The sequence below is a fragment of the Paenibacillus campi genome, from assembly GCF_034659835.1.
GTDB lineage: Bacteria > Bacillota > Bacilli > Paenibacillales > Paenibacillaceae > Saccharibacillus > Saccharibacillus campi.
In genome coordinates, this window is the sequence record NZ_JAXSQZ010000003.1 from 81496 (window position 1) to 98310 (window position 16815).

The 16815-nt window shown below is 47.3% G+C and carries 12 protein-coding genes; 8 read left to right on the top strand and 4 right to left on the bottom strand.

All coding sequences use genetic code 11. From position 1 onward, the window contains the following. Positions 1-208 precede the first annotated feature (208 nt). From U1I11_RS09270 to U1I11_RS09280, 3 genes are all read right to left on the bottom strand, one after another. Positions 209-1294, bottom strand: coding sequence for a S66 family peptidase (locus U1I11_RS09270; protein WP_322905813.1), 1086 nt, complete (start codon positions 1292-1294; stop codon positions 209-211). 460 nt (positions 1295-1754) lie between these two features. Continuing rightward, positions 1755-2732, bottom strand: a complete 978-nt coding sequence (locus U1I11_RS09275; protein WP_322905814.1) for an aldo/keto reductase — start codon at positions 2730-2732, stop codon at positions 1755-1757. Between the two features lie 166 nt (positions 2733-2898). Continuing rightward, entirely contained in the window at positions 2899-3693 is a 795-nt protein-coding gene (locus U1I11_RS09280; RefSeq protein WP_322905815.1) for an ABC transporter ATP-binding protein, read from the bottom strand. A 241-nt stretch (positions 3694-3934) separates the two neighbouring features. Between U1I11_RS09280 and U1I11_RS09285 the strand changes: the two genes are divergently transcribed. The 8 genes from U1I11_RS09285 to U1I11_RS09320 all read left to right on the top strand — a co-directional run bounded on the left by U1I11_RS09285 (position 3935) and on the right by U1I11_RS09320 (position 15163). Further along, entirely contained in the window at positions 3935-4948 is a 1014-nt protein-coding gene (locus U1I11_RS09285) for an ADP-ribosylglycohydrolase family protein (RefSeq protein WP_322905816.1), read from the top strand. Next, on the top strand, positions 4948-5691 hold the full coding sequence (locus U1I11_RS09290; protein ID WP_322905817.1) for a DUF1361 domain-containing protein: 744 nt from the start codon (positions 4948-4950) through the stop codon (positions 5689-5691). Before U1I11_RS09285 ends, U1I11_RS09290 begins: the two co-directional genes overlap by 1 nt. Before the next feature lie 21 nt (positions 5692-5712). Beyond that, positions 5713-7509 (top strand): sensor histidine kinase, encoded by a 1797-nt coding sequence (locus tag U1I11_RS09295; protein ID WP_322905818.1) that lies wholly within the window; start codon positions 5713-5715, stop codon positions 7507-7509. A 51-nt stretch (positions 7510-7560) separates the two neighbouring features. Next, entirely contained in the window at positions 7561-9171 is a 1611-nt protein-coding gene (locus U1I11_RS09300; RefSeq protein ID WP_322905819.1) for a response regulator, read from the top strand. A gap of 286 nt (positions 9172-9457) precedes the next feature. Continuing rightward, positions 9458-11131, top strand: a complete 1674-nt coding sequence (locus U1I11_RS09305; RefSeq protein ID WP_322905820.1) for a type 2 periplasmic-binding domain-containing protein — start codon at positions 9458-9460, stop codon at positions 11129-11131. Between the two features lie 129 nt (positions 11132-11260). Continuing rightward, the gene (locus tag U1I11_RS09310; protein WP_322905821.1) at positions 11261-12154 is read left to right on the top strand and encodes an ABC transporter permease; all 894 of its coding nucleotides are present in this window, start codon (positions 11261-11263) and stop codon (positions 12152-12154) included. Positions 12155-12181: 27 nt separating this feature from the next. Beyond that, on the top strand, positions 12182-13060 hold the full coding sequence (locus U1I11_RS09315) for a carbohydrate ABC transporter permease (RefSeq protein ID WP_322905822.1): 879 nt from the start codon (positions 12182-12184) through the stop codon (positions 13058-13060). 27 nt (positions 13061-13087) lie between these two features. Further along, positions 13088-15163, top strand: coding sequence for a beta-galactosidase (locus tag U1I11_RS09320; protein WP_322905823.1), 2076 nt, complete (start codon positions 13088-13090; stop codon positions 15161-15163). Positions 15164-15316: 153 nt separating this feature from the next. Here U1I11_RS09320 and U1I11_RS09325 read toward each other — a convergent pair whose 3' ends face one another. After that, the gene (locus tag U1I11_RS09325; protein WP_322905824.1) at positions 15317-16348 is read right to left on the bottom strand and encodes a glycoside hydrolase family 53 protein; all 1032 of its coding nucleotides are present in this window, start codon (positions 16346-16348) and stop codon (positions 15317-15319) included. Positions 16349-16815 lie beyond the last annotated feature (467 nt).

The window sequence follows — 16815 nt, forward strand, 5'->3', positions numbered from 1 at the left end:
ATACATTGACCAGCTCACGGATCATGTTCAACGTTCCGGTAGGCGACGGTCAGTGTGTAGATGTGAGCAGCACAGGGGATTTTAATGAACATTCATTCTAACGTATCCCAATTCGTATCTGACATAGCAATGGGAATTGCCTAACTGCTGATACAAAATTGTAACAGATCGTCATTGTTATTTTGCGACGTTTAACCAGCCTTTATGCTCAAGCCAGCGTCTGCACAATCGTTCCTTTGCCATCTGTGACCGTAAGCTCCGCTTTCGCACCGTTTATTAACGTGATCTGCGGCGGAATATGACCGATGTCCACATTGTAGATGACCGGGAAATCCAACTCGTCAAATGCACTGTGCAGCGCATCGATCAGCTTGAAATTTTTCACTGGTGCATAACCAGCAGGGCGACCGATCAGCACAGCACGGGTATGCTGGAACCAACCATTTTGCTGCAATTGCCATAGATGACGGTAAATATCGGCGGCGTTCATCTCACAGCTTTCCACATACCAGATGATGCCGTCTTCTTTTCCATACTGCTCAATAAAAGAAGGAACAGGTGCCCAAACGGTTCCTATGAGCGGTGTCAGTACGTCCAGACAGCCGCCCAGCAATCGACCGGATACGCTAACCTTCGCACCGATTTGCTTTTCCTGACCGAGAATTTCCCAGCTTGTCGGTGCATCGAAATTGAATCTTGGCTTGCTAAAATCACTTTTGGATTGATAATGAGCAGACGACTGCTGTTCGATCGGTTGTCCGGCTACAGCGGTCAATAGATCATGCCAGCGCGCTGTAGTCTCGTCATCCGCACGCGCAATATCGACTCCGCTCGGCCCATGAGCACTGCCATAACCAGTATACAAAGTATATACAAATGTTAATGTACTCGTATCCGAAAAACCCAGAATCCATGTGGGCGGTAATGTCCGAATTTGCTGCCAATCTAGCAGTGGCAGCAATTCCATTAAAAATTCGCCGCCCCACGGTGGAATAATCGCCTTGATCTCCGGATCAAGCAGAAATGTTTGCAGCTCGGCAGCACGTTCTTTTTTCGGTAAACTGACGCATTTGTCATCTGTCCAGACGCTAGTACCGATGACTGGCTCATAACCAAGTGCTGTTAAATAATTACGCATGCTGTGAACAAGATGATGCAGCTGCGCCGTGACTCCACTGGACGGAGCGGTAACCGCAATCTTGTCGCCAGGCTGTAATGCAGGTGGAAATTGTATTTGCTCTGGATATGTAAAATTAGAATGAGTAGAGGACGAATGATTGGATAGTTGGGACATATAATAACCTCCTTTGGATAGAAACGAAAAAATAATATGACGATAAGATGCATAAAACTAGTAGGTTGTCTCAAATGAAAATTGTGTTTAAACGTCCCTAAATCGATTCAGCACCAAGCCATTGTTGGATCGACAAACTGTAAATGTATTCGAGACAAGCTACTAGTAGCTTGTCTCCATTAAAAATCAGGTTCGAACGTACCTGAATACGTGCATGATCAAGCGATGATGACAAAGACATATTCGGAATATATATGAGACAAGCTACTAGGCAGTGTCTTCAAACCTTCAGCGTTGTCATTTTATTGTTTAAGTGGATCGCATTTTATAACAAAACCACTACTCGCAATCTTTACAAGCAAAGGATGTAAACATGGAGGAGCACATTACACATCCATGTTTACATCCCCGCATACTTATATACGATGGTATACGTACATAAAAAGGATGATCATGCTGCTTACCAGAGGCGATAGGTGGCGAATGGCTCGCTATAACGGAACGGCTTGCTCAGATGTTCCAGCTCTGCCTTAATTTTATCGCTTAGCACAACATCGACACTGTGCAAATTGTTGTTCAATTGCGTCACACATGTTGCGCCAGCAATAATGCTGGACACGGCAGGCTGCTCCATTAGCCAGGCGAGCGATAGCACTGCCGGATCGATCTCGAGCGAACGGGCTGCCCAACTGATGCCGTCGGCAAGACCGATGCGCTCGCCTGTCATCAGACGGTTAAATGAAGGGTCTTTATCGGCACGCGAGCCAGCCGGAGCTTCATCTTCCTGCGAATATTTACCGGTCAAAATGCCGCCAGCAAGCGGGAAATACGGAATGATGCCGATACCTTGATCCAGACAAAGCGGGGTCAATTCCTGCTCTGGTGTACGGTCGGCAAGCGAATAGGACGTCTGAATCGAGATAAATCGTTCCAGTCCCAAACAATCGCTCAGCCCAAGCGCTTTCATTAACTCCCATGCCGCATAGTTGGAGGCGCCGATATAACGAACTTTGCCGGATTGTACCATATGTTCCAGCGTGCGTAGCGTTTCTTCCAGCGGTGTGTTTGGATCAAACGTATGAATTTGGTACAAATCGATATGATCGGTTTGCAAGCGGCGCAGACTATTTTCCAATTCACGCTGTAAATGATAACGGGAAGAACCGCGCTGATTCGCACCTTCACCACGCGGCAAGCCGGCTTTGGTCGCTAGAATAACCTCGTGCCGTTTCGCTCCTTTTAACCCTACCCCGATAATTTCTTCGGAGGCGGTGTTGGCATAAATATTAGCTGTATCGATAAAATTCACACCGCTATCGATCGCAGCATGCAAAATTTCGATGGACGTTTTTTGATCGGCGCGTTTGCCGAATGAGTTGGTGCCCAGACCAAGCAGTGACACCTGTAAGCCACTGCGACCAAGATATCGATATTTCATAAATGATAATACTCCTTTCGCCGGGGCGTAATTAGACAATACTGGAAAATCGAAATTCAAAATAGAGAGTGCAAAAGTAAAGGAGTTGTATCAATAACGTACATCTAACGTACAGCCCAAATGCCGTAACGTACAGTTAACAGCCACTCTGCTCGTTTATCGGTATTTACGAAATGGCGTCATGCCCGCTCAGCCGAATTGAATACCGTGCGCCCGGCTCAGGACGAACGTCCACCTCGGTGCCGAAAAATTCGCTCAAACGCGCCGAAGCGAGCATAGCGGCGGTATCACCTGCATCGAATACACGACCGTCACGCAGCAGCAATGTCTTGTTAAAACAAGGCATAATCTCCTCGATATGGTGGGTCACATAGATCAATGTAGGGGCTTGTGTACGATTGGCAATTTGCTGTACACGATGCAGCAATTGATCCCGAGCGAATATATCCAGCCCTGTACACGGCTCATCCAAAATAAGTAGCTCCGGTTCAGCCATTAGCGCACGCGCAATTAAGATACGTTGCCGCTCCCCTTGAGATAATGTATCATAGGTGCGTCCGGTCAGATGATCCGCATCCAGTTGACGCATAAGCGATAGTGCCTGTTCCTGATCTTGCTCACCGATGACGCTGTAGACACCGATCGAAGCGAATTTGCCGCTTAATACGATGCTTTCTGCCGTATCGCGTCCATGCAAACGTTGTTGTAGCGATGTGCTGACCCAGCCGATTTTTTGGCGATGTTCGCGCAGATCGACTTCACCATACGTTTCACCAAGCACGGCGATTTTACCGGTTGTCGGCCATATATATCCATTAATCATATTGAGCAATGTCGTTTTGCCGGAGCCGTTTAGCCCGAGCAAACACCAGTGCTCTCCCGGCTGCACTTGCCAGGAAATATCGTGAATAATTGTCCCTGTCTCACGTTGCCAATTGACATGCTGCATATCGATAATCATGGTGTTCGCTCCTTTGGTTCAAGTTCAGCTTAATATGTACGCTCGGTCTGCCAACAATGTCGATTGCATATGCCGTACCAAGCTGTACGTTGTGCCTATCTTATAATGGATGAAAGCTGTATATTAAGATGATTATATCATCATTTGTACCGTGTTTGGGATGTGTAACTACGGTAGTCCAACAAGCCGTTGTTACTATCATATCTAAAATGATCATTTACAGAAAGGAAGTACATACTGTATGAATATACATAACGATTGTAATGAACATCTGGAGCATCATAGCGATCCACTTGCGAACGTCCGCGACGGTATCATCGGTTTATTTGTCGGTGATGCGGTTGGTGTACCGTATGAATTTATGAGCCGCTCGGAGATTGCCCGGCAGCCGGCGACCGATATGATCGGCTATGGCACGCATCGTCAGCCGCCTGGCACTTGGTCGGATGACAGTACGATGACGATGTGTCTGTTATATAGTCTGCACATGTATCCGCTGCTGAATACCGACGATTTGGGGCGTCGTTTTATCCAATGGTATCGCCAAGCAATGTGGACGGCGCATGATGAGCTGTTTGATATCGGCATTGCGACCCGGCAAGCGATTGAGCGTTTGGAGCAGCCCGCTACGGTTGCCGAGGAAGCGGGCGGTACGGATGAATACAGCAATGGCAATGGGTCATTAATGCGCATTTTGCCGCTGGCGTATCGGTTGGTAGAGGCGGATATGGCGACCCGATACCAATGGATTCGGCGTGTATCTTCGCTGACGCATCGGCATCCAGTGTCCATTTTGGCGGGCGTGATTTATATTGAATTTGCGATTGGGCTATTAAAGTATGGCAGAACGCGTACGCTGGCGCAGCATTATACTGCCCTATGCGAGACGATCCGGCAGCAGTATAGCGAACATGTCGAAATGGAACGTTTTCAGCGCATTTGGAACGGTTCGCTCATAACATTGCCTCAGCAGTCGATCCAGTCGAGCGGGTATGTGCTGCATACGCTGGAAGCGAGTTTGTGGACATTGCTGCATACGAACAGTTATCGTGAAGCGGTACTACAGGCGGTGAATTTAGGTGAAGATACCGATACGACCGGAGCGGTGACCGGTGGGCTTGCCGGTATGTATTACGGTTATGAAACGATTCCGCAAACGTGGCGAGATCGGCTTGTGCGCCGCGAGTACGTAGAGGAGTTGTGTCAACAATTTGCGTCAAGTTGTGCCAAAGTAAGAGATGGGGGGAGCAGGTAATGAATGATACCGTGTGGGGAACAAAGCCGTGGATAGGCAAGCTGGTGATGCTAGTTGTGCTGGGCATAGCGACGTTATTTTGCTTCTGGATCGGGTCACATTTGCGTGTGTATACAGGGCGTGAGCTGTATCGATTTTTGAATTGGGACATTTTCCTCGCTTGGGTACCTGCTTTGCTTGCGCTGTTGCTAGACGGTGCGATTGCGCTAAGCCGTTACTGGAGGTTGAGGCTGGTTGGGAAAATTGTGATCGTATTGCTTGGCATTTGCTGGTTGTTCTTTTATCCGAATGCAGCGTATTTGGTGACCGATCTCATTCATCCGTTTGTCCATTATCGACCGAGTGGGCGTTTTGCTGAAGATTTGGAATTTTGGTATCATCTGTTTCTGTTTTTTAATGCTGGTACGCTTGGGCTTGGTTTGGGCACGTATGCGCTATCGTCGGTGCAGCAACATATTGCCGAGCGGTATGGCTTATGGCGTAGTTGGTTGTTTGCGGCGCTCGTACTCATCTTGAGCAGCATTGGCATTTATATCGGACGTTTTATTCGCTGGAACAGCTGGGATGTGTTCACACAGCCTCACAATGTGCTGAATGATATGATGACGGTCGTTAACGATCCGTCACAGCTACGTTTTATGCTTGTCTTTACCGGGATGATGCTGATTATTAGCGGTATCGGTTATATTTTAATGCGCGGCGGCATGTATTTGATCCGTCGTACTGGCGGCTATCGCTGGTAAAGATGAAGGAGTGCAAAGAGGATGTCCCGCTACAACCTGTTCACTAAGATTGTCATTCTTGTCGTACTCATGCTCATTCCTGTTATCGTAATGTACAGTTATTCTAACCGCACGACAGCGAATGTGCTGCGTAAGGAGCTGAATCAGTCGAATATGAATCAGCTCAGCTTTTTTCAAAATCAAGTGAATACGAATATTGAGCTGCTCGCTTCATGGCCGAATTTGCTTATTCATGATCCGGATATCGTTAGCTTTAACGATCTGTATTTGCAAAATGGATATTTGAATCTCGATGCGATCAATTTAGTTAAACGCATTCAGAGCAAGCTCGCGATTCAGGAAAGTTCCTCCAACTGGCGCAGTCGGCTATCGATCTATTCGCCGTCACTGGAACGGCTTATTACCGATAATGATGTGACCGATATTAGCAAAAAAGAAGCGCTGCAAAGTTTCCACTCCGGCTGGCAGGTGAGCAAGTTGCCGGGGAGACAGAGCAGCGCATCAACCGAGTTTGAATTTTCATGGACATCGATTTTACCATACAATGCGACCGTAGCAGCGAACAATATTAGCACGGTCGTCAAAGTGGAATTTGATAGCGGTAACATTCAAGACATGCTCGATAAATTCAAAAGCGACGGCCGGCGTGATCCGTTTTATTACAATCCTGCCTTTGGCACAATCTACAATCGCTCTGCCGATCATCAGCTGACCGATGAGCTCATTTCCTCATTGCATGAGCAGCCATTACAAGATTTGGAAAGCCGTACGATCGAAGTGGACGGCAAACCGTATATGGTCAATGTCGTACGGTCGGAAGCGACGGGCTGGTATATGATCGACTATATTCCGCTGGACGATATTTTGAAGCCGATCGATGATTCCAATCATCTGTTTTATTTGGCGATGATCGTCTTGTTGTTGATGAGCTGTATCGCTTCGTATTTGTTGTATGCGCAAGTGCAAGTGCCGATGCGTCAGCTGATTGCCGGATTTAATCGGTTAAAACAAGAAGACTATTCAGTCCGGATTGCGCCCAAAGGACGCAATGAATTTGCCTATTTGTCGGATCGTTTTAATTCGATGGTGGCGCAAATTCAAATGCTGTTTGAACATGTGTATTTGGAGAAAATTCATGTGCGTGAAGCGCGTTTGAAGCAATTGCAATCACAAATCAATCCGCATTTCTTTTACAATTGTTTCTCATTTATTACGAGTATGGCGAAGCTAAACAACCAGCAAGCTGTCATTGCAATGTCGAAAAACTTGTCTCAATATTACCGCTACACGACAAGGCAAGAGCGCGATCTCGTGCCACTGGCGGAGGAGATGGCATTTGTAAGCAATTATTTGGCGATTCAGCAAATGCGCATGTCGCGGCTGCATTATACGATAGAGCTGGAACAAGCGCTGACAGCGGTGCCGATTCCGCCGCTGCTAATTCAGCCATTAGTGGAAAATGCTGTCATTCATGGCATTGAGCCGTATTCGTCTGCCGGTCAATTGACGATCAAAGGCGGGCGCGATGGCGAGCACTGGCAGATCAGTGTCGAAGACGATGGCAAAGGACTCGATGAGGAACGACGCTTCCAGTTATGGAACAGCTTGCAGGAACCGCTCGGTGCAGAAATGGGCTGTGGGCTATGGAATGTGCATCAGCGGATGCAGCTGCGGTTTGGCGACGATGCAGGGGTAACGCTCAGTGCTTCCGAGTTGGGCGGGCTGAAAGTGACGTTAAGCTGGCGCGCCGAACGAGCAGAAGCAGCACAGACAACAGGAGAAACAACAGGAGAGACTGCAATGCATATGATGCAGTAAGTAGATAAGCTCAGAAATAACCGACGAAAGAGATCAGGGAAGGGAATAAATATGGTTAATATTTTGCTTGTAGATGATGAATCGTATGTGACGGAAAGTCTCGCGTTAACGATTCCGTGGGCACAACTGCGTATCGATGAAGTATATTGTGCCGCTTCGGTCGATCATGCACTGCAATTGCTGCGGCAGCATGAAATTGAGCTCGTTGTCACCGATATTCGGATGCCGGATCGTGATGGACTAGAGCTGCTTAGTGAGCTAAACAAAAGCTGGCCTCATGTACGTTCGCTCGTATTGACCGGGCATTCGGATTTTGAATATGCACAAAAAGCGATTCGTTTGAACGCCAGCGATTATATTTTAAAACCGGTCGATGATGATCAATTTATAGAAAGTGTTAGTAAAGCGGTCGATGTGATCGAGCAGGAATGGGGTCAACTCGACAAATACAATCGGCTTGCTTATCGCCGTCAATCTGAATTGGAATTGCTGCGTGACGGGCTGCTCAGCGATATGCTGCTTGGACGTGAGCTTGGTGAGCGCGAGCTGTATGAGCGGCTGGAAAGCTATGAGATCAACCTGCAACCGCAGCGCCAAACTCGGATGCTGTACATGTCCACCGGCAGTTCATTACGTGGTATGGAGGAAAGTGAAGCACGATTGCTAGAATACGCGCTTGGCAATATCGCTGCCGAGCTGCTCGGTGAACATGATCCAGTCTGGTTTGGTCGTACGCCGCATAGCGGATTAATTCTGCTCTGGCAAACTGGAGCACGGTCGCACGCAGATAACCAAGCACGATTGCAAACGCTCATCACAAGCGCAGCAACGTATTTGAAAATACAGCTTACCGTCTATGTGAGCGAGCCATTTCTATTCCCGACCGAGATGGCGATGGCGTACCGTCAGGTGCTGCGTTCGGCACAGCATCCTGTCGCTCAAAACGACGACGCTCGTTTGCGCTGGTTGCAGCAAGCCGAAGGCATTCAACAACGTCCGGCAGTGATCAAATATATGGAGACACTGTACAAGCCGCCTACACTTATTCATTTGCTGGAATCGGGACAATGGAACGGAGCGCGTGACAAAGTGCTGTCTGTGCTCGATTCATTGGAATCACTACCATTAACCCATGAACATCTGTACGAAGTGTACCTTGCCGTCAGCAATGCGCTCGTCTATATGTCTCACCATCACGGTCATATGCTAGGCGAAAGCGATGCCGGCAGTCTTGATCCTTTTGCCGCTCAGCATATTACCGGTTCGCTCGATCGTTTGCGGAGTTGGTGTATGAATGTGCTCGGTCGCCTTGAAGTACAACAAAGCAGCTCCAACACCGAACCAAGCCGCAGCCGCATCGTCAAACAAGTACAGGAAATCGTGTCCGATAGCTTAGGTCAAGACGTATCTGTTAAAAGTATCGCTGACCGTGTCTATCTGCACCCGGTCTACCTGTCCAAAATTTACAAAACCGAAACCGGCGAAGGTTTAGGCGACTACATTATTCGTATCCGCATGGAAAAAGCGCTCTACATGCTCAAACATACGAACCGCAAAATCTACGAAATCACCGCCGAACTCGGCTATCAAAACCCGCAATATTTTAGCAAACTGTTTAAAAAACATTACGGCATGACGCCGAATGAGTTTAGGGATAGCTAAGTAAACCCTAATTTGCTGCCCAGCATGACATGGTGCTACCAAAAACTAACTAGGAGCATATGCTTTCGCTGAAGTCGCAGTAATTTACAGCTAAGAAAAGACTGTAAATTCCCGCACTCCAAAGCAATATGCTCTTTTGTTTTGCCAAATCCCCCAACACCTTGCTAAAGGTGCAGGAATGTTAACTTCGTGACATAGGCGCTCCTGTACCCCTCACGTATAATAAACATATGGAACAAAACAGTTCACGTACAACGGTGTTTAACTTGAAGGGGGAGCAAGCAATATGGGAATGAAAAAAATAGCGGCAGTTTTGCTAACCACGATGCTGACAGCGGGAAGTTTGGCTGCATGCGGTGGAGGCGGCAGTTCGAGCAATGGAGCCGCAGCGGTAACAACTGAAAACGCATACAAAGAAAAATACGATCCACCAGTAACCGTAACGACTGTATGGGGCGTAGACCCAACATTGCAATTCAAAAACGGTGAATCAATCGAAAATAACGTAGCGACCAAATGGGCTAAAGATAAGCTTGGTATCGATATTAAATCGCTCTGGTCAGTAACCGATACGAACGGAGCGTTTGCTACTAAAATGCGTCTCGCCATGTCATCCGGTCAGGAAATGCCAGATGTCGTAACGATCGGTGATACCGATTCACAGCTTGCTCAAGATTTGATCGATTCCGGCATGTTCAGCGAAGTCGGTCCGCTATTTGATAAATACGCTTCTGCTACATGGAAAAAAGCGATGTCACAAGACCTGAACGCATGGAACCCATACATCCGTGAAGGCAAAAAAATGGGCATCCCGGTACTTGACTATGCCTACAACCACGATTATGTACTGTGGATTCGTCAAGATTGGCTGAACAAGCTGAATATGAAAGCACCAACCAATATGGATGAGCTGGAAAAAGTAATGGATGCGTTTAAAAACAAAAACCCAGACGGTCTGTCCCCGGACAAAGTCGTTCCGCTCAGCATCGGTTTCAAAACATCGATGAACACATGGATGGGCGATCCGTCGTGGATTTTCGGCGCGTACGGTACATTGCCACAGCAATGGAATGTCGCTGCTGACGGCACATTGCAATACGGTTCCGTACAGCCGGGGATGAAGCAAGGTCTGACGAAGCTGAAAGACTGGTTCGACAAAGGCTATATCCCGAAAGAAGCGGCACTATGGGATGAAAACAAAACATCCGAGCCAGCGGTTGCAGGGACAGCAGGCATTATTCCAGGTCCATACTGGATGAGCGGCTGGCCGTTGCAAGATACAGTGAAAAACGTACCGGATGCGGCTTGGACGCCGATTGCGATTCCAGCCGGTCCAAATGGCAAAGCGATGCGTCACGGCACGAGCACAACTAACGGTGTCATTTTGATCAACAAAAATATGAAGCATCCTGAAGCACTGTTCACCTACGAAAATTATATGTTCGATAACCTCGCCAACCCAGATGCCAAAGGCGAGTTTAAAAACGGTCTGTTTAAAGGCTATGACTACGATCTGGATGCCTCTGGCAATACCGTTCCAATCGATAAAATTCCTGGCGGTTATGTGAACAGCGTACGTTACTTGCTCGTGCGTGACGGCGCACGCATTCCGAACGCACAGATGGATGCGTTGCTGAAACTTGCCAACGGGGCAAAACCGGAAACACGTCTGGAGCGCGACGTAGCGACCAATTACGGCAAACAAACACCGGAAGCGGCTAAAGTGTTAATGTCGCAAAAAGATAGCTCGTACCCGGATATGTTCACCGGCCCAACGACACAAAGCATGAAAACGAAAATGGACTACTTGAACAAAATCGAAAGCCAGACATTTAACGAAATCATCTATGGCAAATCCCCAGTCGATGCGTTTGATACATTTGTGCAAACGTGGAAATCGTCGGGTGGCGATGATGTAACAAAAGAAGTAAACGACTGGTACAGCAGCATCAAAAAATAATTCGCCATAATCTAAAAACTATCTGTAGCGGATATAGCAGCATAGGAGCAGCATAACGACCTGGTCTCCGGGTCGTTATTTGCTTAGCTTGACCTGCATCGGCGTTGCTTGAAAGTAGGAGGAGAGTATATGAAAACATTAAAGAAAACGTGGCCGTTTCATATGATGCTACTGCCATCGATGATTTTCCTGCTGTTGTTTAGTTATTTACCAATGGGCGGCATTGTGATGGCATTCCAAAACTACAAGCCGTGGCTCGGCTTTAGCGGCTCGGACTGGGTCGGTCTGGATAATTTCCGCTATCTGTTTGAACGTCAAGACAGTGTACAGGTCATTTGGAACACATTGATTATCGCTGTGCTGAAGCTGATTTTTAATCTGTTTGTGCCGTTTGTGTTTGCGATTTTACTGAACGAGATTCGCCGCGTAAAGCTGCAACGGACGATCCAGACACTCGTTTATTTGCCGCACTTTCTGTCCTGGGTCATTTTGGGCGGTATTTTGATCGATTTGCTCGCTACGGATGGATTTGCCAATCGCATATTGGGCGCGCTATTTGGCACGCAGCCGATCTTTTTCCTCGGTGATAACGACTGGTTCCGGTTTACGGTAATCGTATCGGATGTATGGAAAGAATTCGGCTACAATACGATTATTTTCCTCGCTGCATTAGCGGGTATTAACCCGGCGCTATATGAGGCGGCAGAGATGGACGGAGCGACACGCTGGAAGCAGACGATTCATATTACGATTCCAGCGATTGTGCCGATTGCGGCAGTTGTTGGTACATTGGCGCTCGGTAATGTGCTTAATGCCGGGTTTGACCAAATTTTTAACTTGTACAATCCGCTCGTTTACCAAAAGGGCGATATTATCGATACATTTGTGTATCGTACTGCGATTTTGAATGGCGAAATGGGCTTTGGTACAGCGATCGGTCTGTTTAAATCTGTAATCAGTATGGTACTGATTTTGCTTGCTTATCGTGCGGCTGCCAAATGGGCGAATTACCGCATCTTCTAATGACTTACGAAGGAAAAGAGGGAAACGATGTATTACAAAACAACAGGTTATCGTATCTTTAATGTATTCAATATTGCACTGCTCATCTTGCTGGCGGTAATGTGTGTCGTGCCGCTCATCCATGTGCTGGCGGTATCGTTCAGCTCCAAGGCGGCAGCCGATGCCAATCTGGTCGGTTTGTTGCCGATTCAGTTCTCAACTGAAGCGTACAAAAAGACGATGTTTAATCCGGTATTTTTGCATTCGATCTGGATTTCCGTATTGCGTACCGTAATTGGGACGGCGATTACGCTGTTTCTCACTTTCCTTGCTGCCTATCCGCTATCCAAAGAAGAATCGGTGTTTAAAGGACGTACTATATACTCGTGGCTATTCGTATTTAGCATGGTGTTTACCGGCGGTCTGGTGCCTTTTTATATCGTCATTCAAAAGCTCGGTCTGATCGATTCGTTCTGGGTGCTCGTACTGCCTGGTGCGGTGAATACATTCCTCGTTATTTTGATGATGAACTTTTTTCGGGGCATTCCTAAAGAATTGGAAGAAGCGGCATTTATGGACGGTGCAGGCCCGTTTCGCACATTGTTCACGATGTATTTGCCGATCTCGATGCCGTCGATTGCGACGATTACATTGTTTAGTATGGTATTTCACTGGAATTCCTGGTTTGACGGTTTGTTGTATCTGAACAACTCAAATCAATTTCCGCTCGCTACTTTCCTGCAAACGGTCATCATTCAGCAAGATATGAGCTCGATGAGCGCCAGTCCGAAAGAAATGGAATTGATTTCGCAAACGACCGTCAAAGCGGCACAAATTTTTATCGGGGCAGCGCCGATTTTGATCGTATATCCGTTTTTGCAAAAGTTTTTTGTGAAAGGGATGACGTTGGGGTCGGTGAAAGAGTAATTCTACTACCATTCAAAGGAGCTTGTTATGACAAATTTCACTACCAATGTTACTCCAACTTGGACAGCAATGCTGCATGGTGCAGACTATAATCCGGAGCAGTGGAGACATCGCCCGGATATTTTGGAAGAAGATATTCGGCTGATGAAGCTGGCGAAGTGTAATGTAATGTCGGTTGGCATTTTTTCATGGGTGGCGCTGGAACCGGAAGAAGGCGTCTACACATTTGAATGGCTCGATCAGGTGCTGGATCGTTTTGCAGCGAATGGTATACACGCCTTTCTCGCTACCCCGAGCGGTGCGCGTCCAGCGTGGATGTCTGCTAAGTATCCGGAAGTGCTGCGTGTAGAGCAAAATCGTGTGCGCAATCTGCACGGTTTTCGTCATAATCACTGCTTCACGTCCCCAGTGTATCGGCAAAAAGTAACCGCGATGAATACGCTGCTGGCGGAGCGTTACAGCGATCATCCAGCAGTAATCGGCTGGCATATTTCCAATGAATACGGTGGGGAATGTCATTGTGATTATTGCCAGGAAGCGTACCGCATATGGCTGAAAAAGAAATACAACAACGATTTGCAGCAGCTTAACCGCGCATGGTGGACGACATTTTGGAGCCATACGTATACGGATTGGTCGCAAGTGGAATCGCCGGCACCGCATGGGGAGACACAAGTACACGGTATGAACTTGGACTGGCGTCGTTTTGTCACCGACCAGACGGTTGATTTTTGCCGTCATGAAGTGGAACCACTGCGTAGAACCGAGCGTTTGCTACCAGTTACGACGAATTTTATGGAATTTTTTGAAGGATTGAATTACTGGAAATTTGCTGACCTGCTCGATATTTTGTCATGGGACAGTTATCCGACATGGCATGATCATGAAGGCGATACGATGCAAGCTGCCAAAATCGCCATGATGCACGATATCGTGCGCTCGATCAAGCAGCAACCGTTCCTGCTCATGGAAAGTACGCCAAGCTTGACTAACTGGCAGCCGATCAGTAAAAACAAACGTCCAGGTATGCATTTGCTGTCTTCCTTGCAAGCGGTCGCGCATGGCTCCGACTCGGTACAATACTTCCAATGGCGCAAAAGCCAAGGCTCTAGCGAAAAGCTGCATGGCGCAGTCGTTGACCACGTCGGTCATGAACATACCCGCGTCTTCCATGATGTGCAGCAGGTAGGCGATGCATTGGAACGCCTGCAAAGCGTACGTGGAAGTAGTGTAGAAGCGGAAGTTGCCGTTATTTTCGACTGGGAAAATCGCTGGGCAGTCAAAGACAGTCAAGGCCCACGCAACTCCGGGATCGGCTATGAACAAACGGTGCTGAACTTCTACCGTGCTTTCTGGGAACGTGGCATCGCGGTCGATGTGATCGATATGGAGCAAAATTTGTCCAAATACAAAGTAGTTGTCGCACCGATGTTATATATGGTACGCGCAGGGGTAGGCGAAAACTTCGAGCGGTTTGTGCAAGCAGGCGGAACACTGCTCAGCACGTACTGGTCAGGTATTGTCAATGAAAACGATCTTTGTTTCCTCGGCGGCTTTCCTGGCCCGCTGCGTAACGTACTAGGTATATGGTCGGAAGAAATCGATGGTTTGCATGAACATGACCGCAACCGCCTGATCGCCAGTAGCGGTAACGCGCTGCAACTGCAAGGCGAATACGAAGTACGCGATCTGTGCGACCTGATCCATCTGGAACGAGCGGAAGCACTTGCTGTATATGGCGACGACTTTTACGCTGGACGTCCGGCACTGACGGTAAATCATTATGGTGAAGGTGAAGCATATTATATTGCCGCACGTACGGTAGATCATTTTATCGGCGATCTGATCGAACGGATTACGCATAAAGCTAACGTAAAGCGCACACTTCGTACAGCATTGCCGCAACATGTCACCGCCCATGCTCGTGTGCAAGGAAAGGATGAATTTGTATTTGTACAAAATTACAGCAATGAAACGAAGTCGGTTCAGTTGGACGAGCATAGTTATGACGATCTGATCGCTGGAACAGAGCTGGCTGGATGTAGTACGATTGAGTTGGAAGCGTATGGAATTCGGATTTTGAAGCGTAAACGGAGTCGGTAAACGGTAGAGGGACACGGTGCAGTGAATATTGCTGTACCGTGTTTTCGTTTAAGATTGCATCCAAATGATGAATGCGATGCATATATAGCAAAAAAGCGTATTTTCTATGGTGAAGAAATACGCTTTTTTGTGTTGCTAATTTGCTTAGTTCAATCAATTCAAAAATGCATCCAACGCAATCGTCACTTTCCCCTTCGAATCAAATGCGCCTTTCGTATACGAATACCACGTCCCGTACTGCTCCGGTTCCCAGTAAAATACACCAAGACCTTTACCGCCCGACACCGCCCGCGTTTTCGCCAAAATATCGCTCAAAAACGCTTTGCTTGTCGCCGGATCGCTTGCATCCATACCGACTTCGCTAATCATCACTTCCTTGCCGTAACGAGCGACCATATCGTTCATATTGGTCAGCGTTTGCTGATTTAACGTCTGCCAGTTGTTTTTGTCCGGATACAGTGACATCCCGATTACATCGTATTTGGCACCGTTTGCTTTTAGACCGTCAAACATCCAGCGGAACAGTGAATTGTCATAACCGTTTGATACATGCACAATTACTTTTGTACCCGCATTCACCTTTTTCACCGCATCATAGCCGGAATTGATTAGCTGTGCAAAATTGCTCATGCTTTTCGAAGCGCGTCCGTCTTCCCATAACATGCCGTCATTCGTTTCGTTACCGACTTGCACCCATTCTGGCGTAACACCTTGCGATTTCAATGTATTCAGTACATCGTAAGTATGATCGTATACCGCTTGTTTCAGTCCGTTAAAGTCTTTATTTTTCCATGCAGCCGGTTTAGTCTGATGCGCCGGGTCTGCCCATACATCGCTGTAATGGAAATCAATCATTATGCGGAAGCCCATATTTTTGGCGCGTACCGCTTGCTTCACTACATCCGCTTTATTGGAGAAATTAATCGATGGATTTACCCATACACGTAGGCGAATGGAATTGATGCCATGATCTTTTAAAATTTGCAAAGCATCTTGCTTCGTGCCAGCATCATTGTAAAACGCCCAATTGTAAAATTCCATCTCCGACAGCCAGCTCACATCCGCACCTTTGGCGAATGCAGTTGCCGCTGCGGCTTTAGGTGCAGTTGCCGTCGTAACGCTAAGTCCGCCTATAATCGCTAGACTAAGCGCCAGTGCGGTGAATCGCTTCATCATTTTTTTCATCGGTATTCATCAGCCTCCAGCTTATTGTATGCGTTTACAAAAAACTGTTCTTCGCGAAGGAACAGATTTATTGTAGTGCAAAGTTTGCTAATACGGTACGATACAATGCAAACATTTAAGCACTTTTTTCAAGAAGATGCATATAGAGTTGGCGAATAGAGGCATCGAATAGTAACGAGCATCGTGCTGATTTCTATTTTTTGGTAAAAGGCGTAGCTGCGCACCTTAGGAGCGGCAAAGTTTACAAGCCACTATATTCTGATTATCATAATAAAAGATATACATAGTGCATCATGCGGATTGAAATGCTCTAAGATGGGATGAGCCTGCATGTGACGCCTAATGTGCATCCAAGCTGGCAAAGCTGACGATTTGATTTACACTAGCGGATCGTACTATACATTCGTGAAGGCAATTCGTCATCAAGGCAAAGGGGGAATCTATGGAATAATGATGGATGTCCATAC

Coding starts and splice junctions, on each gene's coding strand:
- U1I11_RS09270 (WP_322905813.1), bottom strand. CDS start 1,294: ATGTCCCAACTATCCAATCATTCGTCCTCTACTCATTCTAATTTTACA.
- U1I11_RS09275 (WP_322905814.1), bottom strand. CDS start 2,732: ATGAAATATCGATATCTTGGTCGCAGTGGCTTACAGGTGTCACTGCTT.
- U1I11_RS09280 (WP_322905815.1), bottom strand. CDS start 3,693: ATGATTATCGATATGCAGCATGTCAATTGGCAACGTGAGACAGGGACA.
- U1I11_RS09285 (WP_322905816.1), top strand. CDS start 3,935: ATGAATATACATAACGATTGTAATGAACATCTGGAGCATCATAGCGAT.
- U1I11_RS09290 (WP_322905817.1), top strand. CDS start 4,948: ATGAATGATACCGTGTGGGGAACAAAGCCGTGGATAGGCAAGCTGGTG.
- U1I11_RS09295 (WP_322905818.1), top strand. CDS start 5,713: ATGTCCCGCTACAACCTGTTCACTAAGATTGTCATTCTTGTCGTACTC.
- U1I11_RS09300 (WP_322905819.1), top strand. CDS start 7,561: ATGGTTAATATTTTGCTTGTAGATGATGAATCGTATGTGACGGAAAGT.
- U1I11_RS09305 (WP_322905820.1), top strand. CDS start 9,458: ATGGGAATGAAAAAAATAGCGGCAGTTTTGCTAACCACGATGCTGACA.
- U1I11_RS09310 (WP_322905821.1), top strand. CDS start 11,261: ATGAAAACATTAAAGAAAACGTGGCCGTTTCATATGATGCTACTGCCA.
- U1I11_RS09315 (WP_322905822.1), top strand. CDS start 12,182: ATGTATTACAAAACAACAGGTTATCGTATCTTTAATGTATTCAATATT.
- U1I11_RS09320 (WP_322905823.1), top strand. CDS start 13,088: ATGACAAATTTCACTACCAATGTTACTCCAACTTGGACAGCAATGCTG.
- U1I11_RS09325 (WP_322905824.1), bottom strand. CDS start 16,348: ATGAAAAAAATGATGAAGCGATTCACCGCACTGGCGCTTAGTCTAGCG.